The organism is Pseudomonas sp. 05N433, assembly GCF_056396925.1.
The window spans coordinates 1-16,017 of sequence record NZ_JBFTML010000037.1; the positions used below are offsets into that span (position 1 = coordinate 1).

Here is a 16,017-nt window from a genome sequence, read left to right on the forward strand (position 1 = left end):
GTGCATGGCATCAACGGCGGAATATGCCTATAATCGCCGCCACTTTTTGGTCAATCCGGCCAAGTGTTTTTGGTCAACTAACGGGGGCACCGCCCAATGAGCTACAGCAAGATTCCGGCTGGCAAAGACCTGCCGAACGACATCTACGTCGCGATCGAGATCCCGGCCAACCACGCGCCGATCAAATACGAAATCGACAAAGACAGCGACTGCCTGTTCGTTGACCGTTTCATGGCCACCCCAATGTTCTACCCGGCCAACTACGGTTACATCCCGAACACCCTGGCTGACGACGGTGATCCCCTCGACGTGCTGGTCGTGACTCCTTACCCGGTTGCTCCAGGTTCGGTGATCCGCGCGCGTCCAGTCGGCATCCTGAACATGACCGACGACGGCGGCGGCGATGCTAAAGTCATCGCAGTCCCACACGACAAGCTGTCCCAGCTGTACGTGGACGTGAAGGAATACACCGACCTGCCAGCCCTGCTGATCCAGCAGATCGAGCACTTCTTCGCGAACTACAAGGACCTCGAAAAAGGCAAATGGGTGAAAATCGAAGGCTGGGACGGCGCAGACGCCGCCCGCGCCGCGATCACCAAGTCGGTCGCTGCCTACAAAGGCTGAGAAGCAACGGTTAGTTTCTAGCCTCACGCTTCAAGAAAAACCCCGGTTGATCCGGGGTTTTTTGTGCCTGCCTGGAACGCTTTTAACAATGAGTTTTGAGCATTTCGGCCTGGGTGTTTGCCTGTTTATTTTTTACGAAAAGCGTCTTACATCCGGTCTTAAATTTCCCTCGAAATTTGAACGGGTCGTTTATTCAAACCCCCATCCTGCGCCCGTAGACTCGTGTTTATGAAAAAGAACACTAGCGGCCCACGGTTCAGAGCGCTCCTCGAAGCAGCCAACATCACAACGACAGGATTTGCCGCTTTCTTCGACACGGAAGCGCAAAATATCCATAACTGGTACACCCGTGGTGTGCCCGCTTATCGCATGGAAGAAGTCTCCCGACTTCTGTCTGTAAACAGTGACTGGCTGAAAACCGGCGAAGGTCCTAAAGAGTCCTCACGCCTGCGTGTGCTCGACGAGTCCGGCAACACCTTCGACGCCCAGGCAATCCGGGGCATCTACACGGTGATCGAGCCCATCGACGTCGAACTGCCCTTCTTCAAAGAGACCGCCACCGCCCCAGGCTCCAACAAAACCCACGTCGTCGAGGACCCCGGCCAATCCATCCGCCTGCCCCACAGCCACCTCGACTCCCTGGAAATCAAACATGCCAATGCCATCTGCACCCATATGATCGGCAACAGCATGGCCGAAAAGATTGAAGACGGTTCTACCCTCGCCATTGATCGCGGGCTTACGCAGATTATCGATGGCGAGATCTATGCGATCGAGCATGACGGAATGTTGCGAATCAAATACCTGCACCGGATGCCGGGAAATGCGCTGCGGTTGCGCAGCCACAATCGTGCCGAGTATCCGGATGAGATCTTCAACGCCGAGCAGATCGACAAGCAGAACATCAGGGTATTGGGATGGGTGTTCTGGTGGTCGACGCTCAACAAACGCAGACCGTCCGTACCGTTCCTGTAAATACGAAGCCCTGTAGCAGCCTTCGGCAGCTGCTACGCCTCAGCGCAATCGCTCTATCCCGCACACCAAGCTGGGAATTCCTCAAAAAAATCAGTATGCTGCGCCCCACATTTGCGCATCGACCCTTTCCAAGGCTCAGATCGCACCGACAAGGCAGATCACTTTCTCGCCAAGTCCCACAGCCGGACGCAAGATCCGGGTGTACGTTTTGAAGGCTGGCGCGGTTTACCAAAAATAAACCAAGCCAGTCCCCGAGAAGCCGGCCACAAGCCGGCTTTTTAATGCCCGGAATAATCCTGCGCCCTCCCCCAAACCAACCTCAGCCCCCTCATCAAGCACCGCACTCCTTGTAGCAGCTGGCGAAGCCTGCGTCCGGCCACGAAGCAGTCGTAAAATCAGGCAACCGTTTCTTTCAGGAAGACCGTGTACAGCGGATATGCGAGGACTTCGGTCGAGCGCGACCCCGGCTCGAACGCAGCCTCGCAGGCTCGGCAGCTGCTACGGATTGGATAAAGGTCTCAGCAGTGCCGAGACGATCCCCCCTCACGGATAACTAAACCCCTTAACCAACGTCAACTCCCCCACCGCCCGCATCGGCACCAGGAACGTTTCCATTTTTTCATCTGGCGTCCCCTCCTCCGTAATCACTGTCACTTGCGCGGTGGTCAGCGGCTGAACCGCATCCTCCTGACCTTCGTCATCACTGCGATACCCGCCACCGTAGTAGTTCACATACACCAGGTATTGCCCCTTGATCGGCGCGGGCATGGCGAAGATTTCCGGGCCGTAGCCGGTGGTCACGTCGACATCCAGCGCTGCGCCGTTGGGTGCAACTCGATCGCCGTACCAGATGTGCGCGCCGTCGGGCGTAATCAGGTGCAAGTCCAGATCCGTGTTGTCGCTGTCCCAGGACAGCAGCACCCGCAACTTGGCCGGGGTTGCGCCGCCGCTGGCGTTAAGAAACTGCGTGCGGTGGCGTTGTTGGCCATCGGGGCTGCGGACTTCAACGCTGTTGCTGCCTTTGGGGAATGAGAACGGGCGGTCGAAGTGACCGGCGGGGTCTATCTTCAGTGGCATGCTGACGCCGTTGACGATCAGCTTGCCAGGTTCATTGCTCTTGGGGGTGGATTGGATCTGGCCGGTAATGCGCGCCGTATTGGCCTGGCCCACCGGGGTGTTAACCGACGAAGCCGGATAATTGACCGTCTGACGAAAGTTTTCGCCTTCGCCTTCAGGGGCGCCGGTACGCCAGCCGCCAATGGGCGTATCAAGTTTGACGGCGGCAAATGTCGCTGGCAGTACGCAAAAAGCGCAAAGCAACAGCAAGACCTGTGGATAACGGAGTTTCATGGCCTATTCCAGCAAGAGGTGACGGGCGAGCCCTTCGATGTAGGTTTCATCCTGGCCGTTAGGGTGTGCTTCGAAGGCCAGGTGCAGGTATTCGTGGGTCAGGTCGAGGCGGTCTTGCAACGACAGCACGCCGCGTACGTAGATGCGCTGGCGTTCACGGTCGACAAACGGACGACCAAAGGCCAGGCGGCAGACCGCAAAGGTGCTGACTTCGTTGTAGCCGACTTCGCTTTCGAGTCGTTGGCGCCAGCCGCGGCGCTGGTTTTGCAGCCAGTCTTGCGCGGCGGGCAGCGCTTCGCAGGAGGCGACCGGGTTGTCCCAGCGACTGAGGCTGGCGCGCGGGTAGGCATGCAGCAGGATGGCGTCGTAGCGTTGGCCGGCATTGGCTTGTTCGACGGCTTGCTGCCAGGAGAGTTTGTCCGGCCCCGGTTGGTCGGAGTGATAGGTGACGTTGCTGCCTGCGAGAACCAGATCGCTGGTCCACGCGGCGATGTTGCGCGATTCAGTGGCGGCCGGACGTGGCGCGACGCGCTGTCGACTGCTGCTGTCATCGATGCTCAGACAATCGCCGTTGCGAGTGGCATTTTGCAGCAGGTAGGTGCGGATCGCGACGGCCAGGGCTTTGGCCGCTTCGACGGGTTCAGGCCTGGCTTCGCGCTGCAGGACGCGGGCGACGTATTCTTCACGATCGAGGCGGGCGATGAGTTTGTCTTTGAGCAAGAACAACTCGCCGTCGCTGTGGATATCGAGTTGATTGCCGTTGGCGAACTCGACGCGGTAGTCGCCTTGCAAAGGGCCGGGCGCTATAACGCGATCCCCCGACAACACGCGTTTCAGTGGATAACGCGCGAACAGACCGACCTCAACGCACTTCCCTGCCTCGGCTGGCCACGACGAGGGCAGCACCGTCGCCAGCGACTGACCATAATGGCGCAACACCATTTGGCTGGTGCCACGCCCACCGGCCCAGATCGGCGTGCCGTCTACCGTCCAGCCCGCGAATCCGCCTTGGCGCGACGAAGGATCCTGATCCCCCAGCCAGCTCCAGGTTTTCACCCGCAACCGACCACCGAGTTCACCCACGACATTGCCATCCGCGGCATTGAGCACCACATCGAGCAACACCCTTCGCGCCTGATCCTGCGCCGGCATCACGGCCAACACCTTCAACAACTCCGCCACCGAAACCCGGGTCTGCGGTTGCAACGACGGCAAATCCAGCAACCATTTCGGCGCTTGTCTGGCCTGCCAATACTCGCGCCACTGTGCGCCGGCAATGCCCAGGCGCGCAGGCTCAAAGTACAAGCCGCAAGACTTCACCAACGCCTGATCACGCCCGATCGTGCCGCCCGCCGTGCAGCAATAAACTTCTTCCTTCGATTGCCCGCGACATTCATAAGCGGGTTCGCGCGCGCCGGTGTCCACCAGCCAACCGTAGACAAACAGCTTCCACAAGCTGCCCAACGGCGTCTGCAAATCATCAGGCAATGGCTCACGCGAGATCACCTGAGTCTGGCTCAACGCAAGCAATTCACCCTTGAAGCCCAGGCGCAACGGCTCGTCCTGCGCTGTCGCCAGCGCAGGAATCAAACACAGCAGTAACCAGACCAGAGGCCGGGTCATGTCAATTGACCGTGACCTGGCCAAGCGCCTGCTTCTGTTCCTGAGCCTGGTGCTGTGGCGCGTAGACCTGCGTGAAGCGCACCGGCGGCAGGTTGAACTGGCCTTTTTGCGAGAAGCGCACCAGATGACGCAGGCGCAACTCACCGCTCAGCGCATCCACTGGCACCGCATAGGCCATTTGCCCCGGCTCGAAACGGGCCTTCTCCAGCGAGGTCGGCTCGGTGCCGGCCTTGCCCATCAGCTTGATGCCCCACGTGGTGCGCTCGACGTCCGCACCCGGTGGCAGCGGCACTTCGAGCATGCCGTAGCGCAGCGGTTTCGCGGCTTTGCTGGTGATGATCACTTCGTCCAGGTACAGGCTGTCGCTGGACAACGGCTTGGTGCCGACCGCTTCGAGTTTGAATTCGAACGCTTCATCACCCGGCACCAGACGCGACAGGCGACGGGTGATGGTCACAGCCATCGGATCGATTGCCGGTTGTTTGGTCTGGAAGCTCAACATGGCGCGTAGCGGGCGCTCTTGCGTCCCGGTCAGCGACAATGCCGCCGGCACTGGCGAGGAGCCCTGCCACGTCCAATACATCTCACCGGTATCACTGTAACGTTTCTTCCAGCCCTCACCCGGTGCCAGTGCGATGGTCGGAGAGGCCTGCTCGATGCTGCGTTGCAACCAGGTCAGCGCCAACGCGCGTTCCAGGGTCGATTGCTGTGGCAACAGGCGTTGCAACAACGCTTGCGCATGAGCCTGATCGAAAGCTTGCAGTGACAGGTTCAGGGCTTCGACAAACGGTTGAGCGCTGGTGGCCACTTGCTGTTGCGCAGCATCCACTTGACGACTGAACGCCGGCGGCAGATTGACCTTGGCCTGACGCGCCAAAGACGCGGTCAACACCCGAGCACTGGCCAGCCCCAAGGCCGAATCCGGATCGTTCATGACCAGGCTCTCTGCGCCATCGTCCATCACGCTCGCGGCATTGCCTTCGCCGGCTTTCACCAAGTCGTCGATCAAACCGCTGAGCAGCGTGTTCACCGGCAATTGCATCTGTTTGGCAAACGACAGAATCAACGCCCGCTGCAACAGTGGTGTGTTTTGCGCCTGTTTCGCGTACACCTCCAACACCCGCTGCCAGTGCTCCGGCGGCAGGCTCAGTTCCAGCACTTTGCTGGCGTGCCAGTCGGCGTAATAGGCGTAAGCGGTGAGGAATGCATCCGGCTCGCCGTCAAAGCCCCACCAAGTGAAGCACGCCGACGGCCCGGCCATTTGCACCAGACGCAGGCGGCTGTTCTGCATGATCAAACGCAAGCGATCACGGATCTGTGGGTTCGACGACAGCGTTGGATAGGCGATGCTCAGCGGCAGCAGACGGCTGGCGGTTTGTTCGACGCCGCCATACGGATAGCTCAGCAGATCGTCGAGGGCCGAACGGAACACCGCTTGCGGGCTGTCATCCAGACGCAGGCGAATATCCGTGGCGTCCGCCGGCAAGGTCAACGGCGTGTCGCCGCTGACCGCGTCCAGGCTTTGGCTCTGGGTCACCTGCCAGCCTTCGCCAGTCGCGGTCAGGCGTACGGCCAAGGCGTCAGCGGTTTTGCCATCCTGCACCAGCTCGGCGGTCCAATCGCCATTGGCCAATGTGAATGCCGGCAATGGGATGTAGTTGATGCCGTTGTTCAGTGTGACCGGCACACGTTGCTCGGCACCCGCGTAATGAATCACCAGCTCAGCCTTGACCGGTTTCTCGGCCTGACTGAAAGCGAATACGCCAAGATCCGGTTTGTCGCCGTTACGGAATTTGGTCGGGCCGCTCCACTTCAGGTACAGCGGTTTTTCCGAGCGCACGAATTGCTTCTTTTGCCCGACCTGGCCGTCATCGGCGATGGCGCGGGCGGTGATGCGCCAGCGGGTCAAGGAGTCCGGCATCTTGAAGGTGAAGCGGGTCTTGCCGTTGGCGTCGGTGATCAATTCCGGCTGCCACGCGGCGGTGTCGACGTCTTCACGACGCGGCCGCTCCAGCACTTTCACCCCACGCTCGCTGCGGTTGGCTTTGCCCGGCGCACCCGGGCTGCCCGGCAGTGCCACGTCGTAGCTGATGAACGACAAACTGGCGCTGGTGCGCACGTTGTTGCGGCGCGGGTGGTAGAAGAACTGGTCGATGGTCGGCGCCACTTCCGGTTGCAGCGCGTAGATCATTTCGTCGACCACGCTGACCGTCAGGTGCGCCGGAATCGGCTTGCCGGCGAACTGGGTGGTGAGGTCCACGGACACGGTATCGCCGGGTTGATACGCCTCTTTGTCGGTAGTGATCGCCACATCGATCTGTGGCGCGACCACCTTGATACCGGCGTTCTGGAAGCTGTACTGACCGCCCTTGGTGTAGAGCACGGAGAACGTCAGGTTCGGCGCGAAGTTGTCCTTCACCGCGATGCGCGCGCGGTATTGGGTGTCGCTGAGTTTTTCCATCTTCAGCCAGTCGCCGCCCTTGGACAGCAACGCCGTGGCCTCGACCTTGTCGCGCTCGAGCGACAACAACGCATCGCTGACCGGCTCGGGGAAAGTGATCAACGCGAGGGCTTCGTCGCCGGCCTTGTATTCGGGTTTGTCGAGGACGATTTCCACGGTGCCGGGCACGGCTTTGACGCCATCACCCGTGACCGAATGACCGGTCGCGCCAAGCACGCGGCCATGATCATCTTTCAGCGTCAGGTTGTAAGTACCCGGACGGTCGAAGGCCAGGCTGAAGCCTTTGTCCTTGGCGGCGAGTTTTCCTTCGCCAGTGGTCTGATCTTCGAGTCGCACCCAGCTGTAGCTGCTCGGGTTGACCGCTTTGCTCTGCTCGCTGCCACCTTCATTGGCGTAGCTGAAGGCAACCTTGTCGCCCACCGCGCTGAACCGTTGCGGCGCGCTCAGGCGGAAACTGGCGGCACCACGGTCGATGAGGATTTCCTTGGTGGTCTTGACCCGGTACGCCGCGCCATCACTGGCGAACACGGTGAGCATGTAGCGGCTCGGTTTCTCGGCGGCGGGCAGGTCAAGCGTCGCGTTGCCCTTGGCGTCGGTGGTCAGTTCGGCGCTGGTCAGCTCCACCGGGAATTGCCCCAGGTATTGCAGTTCGTTATCGACCATCGACAGTTGTTGGGCGCGCAGGCTCAGGCTCACCTTGGCGTCGGCCACTGGTTTACCGTCCGGGTACAACAACACCAGACTGCCCTTGACCGGTTCGCCGGTGCGGTAATCTTGCTTGGCCAGGTTCAGAGAAATCTCGAAGTGCGGCTTGATGTACTCAGCCACGCGGAAGGCACTGCTGTAGGCCTGATCCTTGTAGCTGAAACGCAGCTCATAACCACCTGCCACCGCATTGTCCGGCAACTGGAAACGGCCCTGGGTGCCGGCCTTGGAATCGAGCTTCAACGCCAACGACTGCAGCGCAGTACCGGTGGCATCGAGCACCGTCACATTGACATCGGCAGCGGTCGGCGCCACGGAATCCCGGGCATTCTTGAACTCGCGACCGACGATTTTCAACGACACCCAATCACCCGGCCGGTACAGCGGTCGATCGGTAAACGCATAGAGTTTGGTGTCGTAGATTTCGCTGTCGTAATAGAAGTTCTCGGAGACGAACACCCCGCCCTCTTCGTCCTCGCCGATCACGAACGAACGCTCGGGGCTGACGTGTTTCAGGCGCAGCAAACCATCGGCATCGGTAGCGCCACTGCTCATCACGCCCAGGCCGTCGGTCCATAGCACATTCACTTTTGGCACCGAACTGCCTTCGTGTTTGCGCGCAGCCCACACCAGCAATTCATCACCGGCAATCTTGCTCACGGCCACGGTGTTGGAGACGAACACCATAGTGGTCGCGCGGTACTTGCCGATCAGCGCTTCCACCAGATACAGGCCCGGTTTCAGGTTGCCCAACGGGATGTACACGTTGCCCGGCGAGACGCTGACGAACTCACTGGAAGAACCAACCAGTTTCACGCCTTCAGGCGGCTGGATCGGTTTGGCTTGCCATAGCGGATAACGGAATTGGCTGACCACCGGCAGGCCCGGAATCAACGCGAATTGCGGCTGTGCGTCGTAGGGCGTTGGCGCGGCGATGGCGGTGCCCATCTTCAGTTCCGGCACTTCCTCGGTGACTTGTTTACGCGACTCGTAGGAAAACGCCCGCTGCATCACCCGACGGGATTTGCGGTACCAGTTGTCCCACAGGTACGCGAGGGTGTTCGACAGGCCTTCGCCCTTGAACTGGCCGTCGCTGACCACACGGTGCAGGTTCTTCTGGCGCTTGAGGAAATCCAGCGGCTTGTCGATGCGATACACCCGAATGTCCGCACCGCCGTAAGGCTCCATGCGGAACCGGCGATAGTCACGACCCGGCGCTTCGAGGCGTACCACCGCTTGTTCATCGCTGGCGAAACTACTGTCGGCCAACAGGAAAAAGCTTTCACCGGCTACCGGCGTATAGCCGCTCGGCTCGACGGTGTCTTCGGCGTTGACTGCCGACAGCGGCAGAACCAACGCAAGCAAAAGAGGCAGTTTTGAGCAAATGCGCAGCATGCGGGCACCGATCATTGGGAGAGAAAGTTCAGTCGATAGACGCCGATGAAGTTGGGGTTGGCTGCGTCGGGTATCCATCGGGTGTCCTTCCATGTCATGAGTTGCTGCAGGCTTGCGGAGCGCATGCCGTTGTCGGTGGGGGTGGTGGTGCCGGTGTGATAGGCGATGAAGCGGCCCATCCAGATCATCAGGTGCTGGTCATCGCCCTGATCGAAAAACATCAGGTCGCCGGGCCGGGCCTGGGCCAGGTCGCGGCCGACCAGATGACTGTTGAACTGAATCAGTTTGATCGCGTTGACGTAGGGCCCGACCTTGCCGCCGCCCTGCTGCCATTGCTGGGCGAGGCCGCGTTGGGCGTCACTCAGTTGCAACTCCGGCGGCAGGTAGCGGTTGGACAGGCCATTGCTGCGCAGCCATTTGTCGTCATGGACTTTCAGCGCTTCGTTGGCGGCAAACCGCACCAGCCCGGCGCAGTCCTGCTGATACCAGCGCGGGCTCGGGCCTTGGGTCAATTGTTCCTGGGCGATGCGCACGAACCAGGCACGGAATACCTGGGATTGCTGCGGGTCGAGCGCGGCGGCTTCGCTGGCGAATGTGCGGGTCCCCAGCAGCAACGCCAGCAAGCCGAGGCCTCGGATGAGTGCGGTCACAGAGCTTTCCACTCCAGCGGCAGCCATTGCCAGTGGCCGTCGGGCTCGCTGCCTTTGGGCAAGGTCAGGGCGTATTTGCCGTAGCCGCCAAGGGTGCGCAGTTTCGGGATCAGGTAGGTTTGCGCGGCGTTGTAGAACACCGGCTCCATGTCCTGCGGCAGGCTGTCGAGGGTTTCCTGCTGCATCAGTTGCGCCATGGAGTCGGGGCCGAAATAGATCGGCATCAGCAGGTCTTTCGGCAGCACGTCAGCCAGCGGCGGGAAGCGTTTGTCGAGGGTGCCCAGCGCTTTGTCGACGAGTTTGTCGTCGAGGGAGAACAGCAGCGTCGAACCATGGCGCGCCAGGCTGACGCGCATGAAGGCTTTGCCGGTGATCGCGTCCGGCTGCTCGGCATCCTTGGCCTTATAGGGGCCGAAGTTGGAGCTGACCTGGCGCTGCCACTGATGGGTTTTACCGTCCTGTTTCTCGACCACCGGGAATGCGTGCTCGGCAACATTGCCTTCGTAGGCACCGACCATCGAGCCGAACAGGTTGCCCAAGTCACCGTCGAGTTTGGCACTGTCATCGTCATTCAGGCTGGCCACCAGCAGCGGCGTGTACAGCCGCGAATCGGCGTACCAGCACAGGCCGGCGGCACCGGCCATATGTTCGGTCAGGGCCTGGGCCACGGACTCTTCGGCGCCAAGTTTCACCAGCAGCGGTTTCTGTTGTTCGGCGGCCAACGGCAAGGCCACGCAAGCGCTGGCGCCCATCGGCATGGCTTGCCAGATCGGTTTGAAGTCGAAGTCCGGCTGCTTGTCCAGTTCGTCCATGGCGAGGAAGCTGTGCCAGCCCTTGTCATCCATGTCGAAACGCAGGCCGGCAAAGTTCGGGATGAAGCGCTGATAACCCATGGCCAACACGCTGGAGTTGACCGAGAGGCGTTGTTTTACCTCGGGCGCACGCGGCGGCAGGCCGAAGGCTTCGGGGAACAGTTTGTCGCCGTTGAGCAAGGCGGCGATCGCCTTGGTCGAAACGCCGCCGGTTTCCTCCAAAGCCCCGTTATCCGGGTCGTAGAGTTTGGCCGGATTGGACAGCACCACCAATTTGTCGCCATGGGAAGCGAACACCAACGACTTGCTGGCGTTGTAGTTGAGCTGATAGAGGGTGACGGCGTCGGCACCGACTTTCACTTCGCCGAGCTTGCTCAGTTGCGAATCATCCAGCGCCACTTTCGCCAGCGGCTCCAGCACCTTGGCCAGTCCGCCGCGATCCATCACCAACAGGAAATCCTTGAGACGCCCATCCGCCCCACGCCACAGCGCCACATCCGCCGGTTGGTCGAAGAGCTGCTCGATCAGGCTGTCCTGCAGCTTCAGGTCATGCTCGTAAATAATCCGCCGCAGACTGCCAATCAAACCGAGACGGTCGGCGTGAGCTTCGTAATAGAAGACGAAATCTTCGGTCAGGGTTTCCTTGAGGAACGGCACGGCCAGCAAATCCTTGGGCAGCTGACTCAAGGAATGGGTTTCGAGCAGACCGTCCGGCCGGCTCATGCCCAGTTTGTCACTGGCCAATTGCGCAGGCGGGGCCTTGGGTTTGTGCAGGAACCAGCCCAATCCGCCCGCCACTCCGGCCACCAGGCATAGCCCGATCACCAGCGCTGGCCAGCGGCGAGGAGGTTTGGCAGCGGGTGCGGCGGCCGGGGAAGCTGCTGGTGGAATCGTGTTATCACTCATGTTCACGCTCATTTTCACAAGGCTGAATTCAACCGTGGTGCGGGATGTTTAATAGTTGAAAGTCTTGACCAGCAGCAGGTCGCCGATCGCCCGCAAGGGCACGATGAACGTCTCGCGTTTTTCGTCGACGGTGTTTTCATTGAGCACCAGATTGATTTGCGAGGTGATCACCTCGTTCTGGTTGCTGTTCTCATCGAAGTTATAGCCGCCGCTGCCGTAGTTGCCCCAATAGTTCACGTAAACCAGATAGGTGCCGTGCATCGGCGCAGTCATGGTGAACATTTCAGGGCCAGGGCCATCGACCCCGTCCGGGTCCAGCCCACCGCCGTTGCTCATCGCCGGACTGGCCCAGAACGCGTGCTGGCCGTCGGGGGTAATGATGTGCAGGTCGAGTTCGGCCTTGGGATCGTCCCAGCCCAGCACCACGCGAATCCGCGCCGGGGTGCGCAGGTTATTGGCTTCATAGAATTGAACGCGCTTGAGCGACTTGCCCTCGGAACTGCGCACTTCGACGCTGTTGGAACCGGCGCCGAACGCATACGGGCGGGCAAAACGCCCTTGATCGTCGGTGTACAGATTCAGGGGATTGCCGTTGACCGCCAGGCTGTGGGGCGGACGGAGCGTGCCGAGGGCCTTGAGCTGGCCTTCGATCATTGTGCGATTGCGCTGCACGCCCCGGTCGATGGGCGGTGTGGGATAGGCGACGCGAGGGTTTTCACTGCGGTCCAGCAAGCCGTGATAGCGCCAACCACCCACCGGTTCCGATAGCTCGGCCGTGGGCTCGGCCCGCGCCACTTGAGCGCAGACCAGCGTAATCAGCAGTGAAAGAACCCAACGCATGTGACGCCTCCTGCCATGCATAACGAAACCTGGCGCCTGATCCTCGGCGCGTTACAGATCAAAAAAACTGCGTTTCGTCAGAAGACCCTGAATATAGGGTCGTTGAAGGCGCGAAGATTAGCCATTCGGCAGTTTTTTAACAATCAGATACATCTATATTTGCGGTGAGAATCACGGTGTTTGTTGGGCGTGAGCCGAATAGCGATCTTATTCGGCTCATAAAGTGAGCCGAATAATCCACACAACCTATATAGACGACATACATCTGTGGCGAGGGAGCTTGCTCCCGCTGGGTAGCGTAGCGGCCCCAAAACCATACATCGCGTTTATTCAGGCCTACCGCGTCCAGAGGCTCGCGACTGCTGCGCAGCCGAACGGGAGCAAGCTCCCTCGCCCCAAGGTGTGTTGTCACCCCGGAACTGCTGCTCCAAATGGCCCAGCTCATTTGCCCATACCCCCCATGTCTGCTAGTGTCGCGCCGGTTTAACGTCAACCGGAAATAGCCGCCATGGCCCGCAAAAAAGCTGCACTGGATTTCGAACAATCCCTCGCTGACCTGCAAACGCTGGTGGAGCGTCTGGAGAACGGCGAATTGTCGCTGGAAGACTCGCTGACCGCTTTCGAGCAGGGCATCGGGCTGACCCGTGATTGCCAGGCGGCGCTGGCCCAGGCCGAGCAGAAGGTTCAAGTGCTGCTCGAGCGTGATGGCGAGTTGGCCGAGGAACCCTTCGACGCGGATCAGCCAGAATGATTGCAGCGTATTCGGCAGCCAGCCAGGCCCGCGTCAATGCAGCACTGGAAACCCTGTTCAACCCGCCGAGCCCTGAGCTCGCCCGCCTCTATGAAGCCATGCGCTACAGCGTGATGAATGGCGGCAAGCGTGTACGTCCGCTGCTGGCCTACGCCGCGTGTGAAGCGCTGGGCGGCAAGGCCGAGCAAGCCAACGGCGCAGCCTGCGCGGTTGAGCTGATCCATGCCTATTCGCTGGTGCACGACGATTTGCCGGCCATGGACGATGACGACCTGCGTCGTGGCCAGCCGACCACCCACAAGAAATTCGACGAAGCCTGCGCGATTCTCGCCGGCGACGGTTTGCAGAGCCTGGCCTTCAGCGCCCTGCTCGACCCACGCCTGAGCTCGTCGGATACCGAAACCCGGCTGCAGATGGTCAGCGCCCTGGCGCTGGCCGCAGGCCCGGCGGGCATGGTCGGCGGGCAAGCCATCGATCTTGGCTCGGTGGGACTGAAGCTCGATCAAAAAGCCCTTGAATACATGCATCGGCACAAGACCGGCGCGTTGATCGAAGTCAGCGTCAAACTCGGTGCCCTGGCCAGTGGCCGTGCCGAGAAGGACGAACTGAAGTCGCTGCAAAGTTATGCACAGGCCATCGGCCTGGCATTTCAGGTCCAGGACGACATTCTCGACGTCGAAAGTGACACCGCCACCCTAGGTAAACGCCAGGGCGCCGACATCGCCCGGGACAAGCCGACCTACCCGGCGCTGCTCGGTCTCGACGCGGCCAAGGCCTACGCTCTGGAACTGCGCGACCAGGCCCTGCACGCACTGCGACCGTTTGACGCGGCAGCCGAGCCCTTGCGCGATCTGGCCCGGTACATCGTTGACCGCCGCAACTGACGGCGTATCCGCCAAAAAAGACCAACGCGTGGGCAGGGGGCGATGCATCAGGTAAACTGCCGCATCTTTTATACCTATAACGATTCGCCTGATGCCCACGACGTTTCATGAGATTCCCCGTAAGCGCCCGACCACGCCCCTGCTCGACCGTGCCAACACGCCGGACGGCCTGCGCCGGTTAGGCGAAGCCGAGCTGGAAACCCTGGCTGATGAGTTGCGCCTGGAATTGCTCTACACGGTCGGCCAGACCGGTGGGCATTTCGGTGCCGGCCTGGGCGTGATCGAGCTGACCATCGCGTTGCACTACGTTTTCGACACCCCGGACGACCGGCTGGTGTGGGACGTGGGTCATCAGGCCTATCCGCACAAAATCCTCACCGGCCGTCGCGCGCGCATGAGCACCCTGCGCCAGAAGGATGGCATCGCCGCCTTCCCGCGTCGTTCCGAGAGCGAGTACGACACCTTTGGCGTCGGCCACTCCAGCACCTCGATCAGCGCAGCGCTGGGCATGGCCATTGCCGCCCGCCTGCAACACAGTGATCGCAAGGCAATCGCGGTGATCGGCGACGGCGCACTGACCGCTGGCATGGCCTTCGAGGCGCTGAACCACGCGCCGGAAGTGGACGCCAACATGCTGGTGATCCTCAACGACAACGATATGTCGATCTCGCGCAACGTCGGCGGGTTGTCGAACTATCTGGCGAAAATCCTTTCCAGCCGCACTTACGCAAGCATGCGCGAAGGCAGCAAAAAGGTCCTGTCGCGCCTGCCCGGCGCCTGGGAAATCGCCCGTCGCACCGAAGAATATGCCAAAGGCATGCTGGTCCCTGGCACGCTGTTCGAAGAGTTGGGCTGGAACTACATCGGCCCGATCGATGGCCACGACCTGCCGACCCTGATCGCCACCCTGCGCAACATGCGCGATCTGAAAGGCCCGCAATTCCTGCACGTGGTCACCAAGAAGGGCAAAGGCTTCGCCCCGGCGGAAGTCGACCCGATCGGTTACCACGCCATTACCAAACTCGAACCGCTGGACGCTCCGGCCGCCGCGCCGAAAAAAGCCAGCGGGCCGAAATATTCCGGTGTGTTTGGTGAGTGGCTGTGCGACATGGCCGCAGCCGATCCGCGCCTGGTCGGGATCACCCCGGCGATGAAGGAAGGCTCCGACCTGGTGGCCTTCAGCGAACGCTTCCCGACGCGCTATTTCGACGTGGCGATTGCCGAGCAACACGCCGTGACCCTGGCAGCCGGCATGGCCTGTGAAGGCGCCAAACCGGTGGTGGCGATCTATTCGACCTTCCTGCAACGCGGTTACGACCAGCTGATTCATGACGTCGCGGTACAAAACCTCGACGTACTGTTCGCCATCGACCGCGCCGGCCTGGTGGGCGAAGACGGCCCGACGCACGCAGGCAGCTTCGACCTGTCGTTCCTGCGTTGCATCCCCGGCATGCTGGTGATGACCCCGAGCGACGAAAACGAACTGCGCAAAATGCTCAGCACCGGCCACCTGTACAACGGCCCGGCGGCGGTGCGTTACCCGCGTGGCACCGGCCCGAATGCACCGATCGCGAAAGACCTCGAACCGATTGAAATCGGCAAGGGCGTGGTTCGTCGCCAGGGCAGCACAGTCGCCCTGCTGGTGTTCGGCGTGCAACTGGCCGAGGCACTGAAAGTCGCCGAGAAGCTGGATGCGACGGTCGTCGACATGCGTTTCGTCAAACCGCTCGACGAAGCACTGGTTCGCGAAATCGCCGGCAGTCACCAATTGCTGGTGACCGTCGAAGAGAACGCGATCATGGGCGGCGCCGGTGGCGCGGTCAGCGAGTTCCTCGCCCGCGAGAACATCCTCAAGTCGGTGCTGCACCTGGGCTTGCCAGACATCTATGTCGAACACGCCAAGCCTGCGCAAATGCTCGCCGAATGCGGGCTGGATGAAGCCGGGATCGAAGAGGCGGTGCGTCAGCGCCTGCAATTGCTGAATATCTGATCCTCTGGCTACATGCAAAACCCTGTGGCGAGGGAGCTTGCTCCCTCGCCA

General features: G+C 61.0%; 11 protein-coding genes. 5 read left to right on the forward strand and 6 right to left on the reverse strand.

What is annotated here, in order from left to right:
- The first annotated feature begins 96 nt into the window (after positions 1-96).
- Both ppa and AC1DIS_RS19325 read left to right on the forward strand, forming a co-directional pair.
- On the forward strand, positions 97-624 hold the full coding sequence (gene ppa, locus AC1DIS_RS19320; protein WP_007933577.1) for an inorganic diphosphatase: 528 nt from the start codon (positions 97-99) through the stop codon (positions 622-624).
- A gap of 228 nt (positions 625-852) precedes the next feature.
- Positions 853-1,599: a S24 family peptidase gene (locus AC1DIS_RS19325; protein ID WP_086945945.1), complete on the forward strand. Its 747-nt coding sequence runs from the start codon at positions 853-855 to the stop codon at positions 1,597-1,599.
- Between the two features lie 543 nt (positions 1,600-2,142).
- Here AC1DIS_RS19325 and AC1DIS_RS19330 read toward each other — a convergent pair.
- The 6 genes from AC1DIS_RS19330 to AC1DIS_RS19355 are packed head-to-tail and all read right to left on the reverse strand — an operon-like array spanning position 2,143 to position 12,341.
- The gene (locus AC1DIS_RS19330; protein ID WP_477743840.1) at positions 2,143-2,949 is read right to left on the reverse strand and encodes a YfaP family protein; all 807 of its coding nucleotides are present in this window, start codon (positions 2,947-2,949) and stop codon (positions 2,143-2,145) included.
- Between the two features lie 3 nt (positions 2,950-2,952).
- Positions 2,953-4,572, reverse strand: a complete 1,620-nt coding sequence (locus tag AC1DIS_RS19335; RefSeq protein ID WP_477743839.1) for a DUF2300 domain-containing protein — start codon at positions 4,570-4,572, stop codon at positions 2,953-2,955.
- 1 nt (position 4,573) lies between these two features.
- Positions 4,574-9,133 (reverse strand): alpha-2-macroglobulin family protein, encoded by a 4,560-nt coding sequence (locus AC1DIS_RS19340; protein WP_477745517.1) that lies wholly within the window; start codon positions 9,131-9,133, stop codon positions 4,574-4,576.
- An 11-nt stretch (positions 9,134-9,144) separates the two neighbouring features.
- Positions 9,145-9,810: a DUF1175 domain-containing protein gene (locus AC1DIS_RS19345; protein ID WP_032833720.1), complete on the reverse strand. Its 666-nt coding sequence runs from the start codon at positions 9,808-9,810 to the stop codon at positions 9,145-9,147.
- The gene (locus tag AC1DIS_RS19350) at positions 9,780-11,501 is read right to left on the reverse strand and encodes a DUF2138 domain-containing protein (protein WP_064620641.1); all 1,722 of its coding nucleotides are present in this window, start codon (positions 11,499-11,501) and stop codon (positions 9,780-9,782) included. Before AC1DIS_RS19350 ends, AC1DIS_RS19345 begins: the two co-directional genes overlap by 31 nt.
- 48 nt (positions 11,502-11,549) lie before the next feature.
- Complete coding sequence (locus AC1DIS_RS19355) at positions 11,550-12,341, reverse strand: YfaP family protein (RefSeq protein ID WP_018925700.1); 792 nt, start codon at positions 12,339-12,341, stop codon at positions 11,550-11,552.
- A 508-nt stretch (positions 12,342-12,849) separates the two neighbouring features.
- On the opposite strand from AC1DIS_RS19355, the gene AC1DIS_RS19360 reads away from it, so the two are divergent.
- The 3 genes from AC1DIS_RS19360 to dxs all read left to right on the forward strand — a co-directional run bounded on the left by AC1DIS_RS19360 (position 12,850) and on the right by dxs (position 15,966).
- The gene (locus tag AC1DIS_RS19360) at positions 12,850-13,092 is read left to right on the forward strand and encodes an exodeoxyribonuclease VII small subunit (protein ID WP_007894317.1); all 243 of its coding nucleotides are present in this window, start codon (positions 12,850-12,852) and stop codon (positions 13,090-13,092) included.
- Positions 13,089-13,976 carry a (2E,6E)-farnesyl diphosphate synthase gene (gene ispA, locus AC1DIS_RS19365; RefSeq protein ID WP_111454196.1) on the forward strand — a complete coding sequence of 296 codons (888 nt, stop codon included), beginning with the start codon at positions 13,089-13,091 and terminating at the stop codon, positions 13,974-13,976. The genes AC1DIS_RS19360 and ispA overlap by 4 nt, the downstream gene beginning before the upstream one ends.
- A 91-nt stretch (positions 13,977-14,067) precedes the next feature.
- Positions 14,068-15,966 carry a 1-deoxy-D-xylulose-5-phosphate synthase gene (dxs, locus tag AC1DIS_RS19370; protein ID WP_018925697.1) on the forward strand — a complete coding sequence of 633 codons (1,899 nt, stop codon included), beginning with the start codon at positions 14,068-14,070 and terminating at the stop codon, positions 15,964-15,966.
- Positions 15,967-16,017: the final 51 nt, after the last annotated feature.

Excerpts from the sequence above, each read along its gene's own strand:
- AC1DIS_RS19355 (WP_018925700.1), bottom strand. The coding sequence starts at position 12,341 with ATGCGTTGGGTTCTTTCACTGCTGATTACGCTGGTCTGCGCTCAAGTG.
- ppa (WP_007933577.1), top strand. The coding sequence starts at position 97 with ATGAGCTACAGCAAGATTCCGGCTGGCAAAGACCTGCCGAACGACATC.
- AC1DIS_RS19330 (WP_477743840.1), bottom strand. The coding sequence starts at position 2,949 with ATGAAACTCCGTTATCCACAGGTCTTGCTGTTGCTTTGCGCTTTTTGC.
- AC1DIS_RS19345 (WP_032833720.1), bottom strand. The coding sequence starts at position 9,810 with ATGGCTGCCGCTGGAGTGGAAAGCTCTGTGACCGCACTCATCCGAGGC.
- AC1DIS_RS19325 (WP_086945945.1), top strand. The coding sequence starts at position 853 with ATGAAAAAGAACACTAGCGGCCCACGGTTCAGAGCGCTCCTCGAAGCA.
- AC1DIS_RS19350 (WP_064620641.1), bottom strand. The coding sequence starts at position 11,501 with ATGAGTGATAACACGATTCCACCAGCAGCTTCCCCGGCCGCCGCACCC.
- AC1DIS_RS19360 (WP_007894317.1), top strand. The coding sequence starts at position 12,850 with ATGGCCCGCAAAAAAGCTGCACTGGATTTCGAACAATCCCTCGCTGAC.
- AC1DIS_RS19340 (WP_477745517.1), bottom strand. The coding sequence starts at position 9,133 with ATGCTGCGCATTTGCTCAAAACTGCCTCTTTTGCTTGCGTTGGTTCTG.
- ispA (WP_111454196.1), top strand. The coding sequence starts at position 13,089 with ATGATTGCAGCGTATTCGGCAGCCAGCCAGGCCCGCGTCAATGCAGCA.
- AC1DIS_RS19335 (WP_477743839.1), bottom strand. The coding sequence starts at position 4,572 with ATGACCCGGCCTCTGGTCTGGTTACTGCTGTGTTTGATTCCTGCGCTG.
- dxs (WP_018925697.1), top strand. The coding sequence starts at position 14,068 with ATGCCCACGACGTTTCATGAGATTCCCCGTAAGCGCCCGACCACGCCC.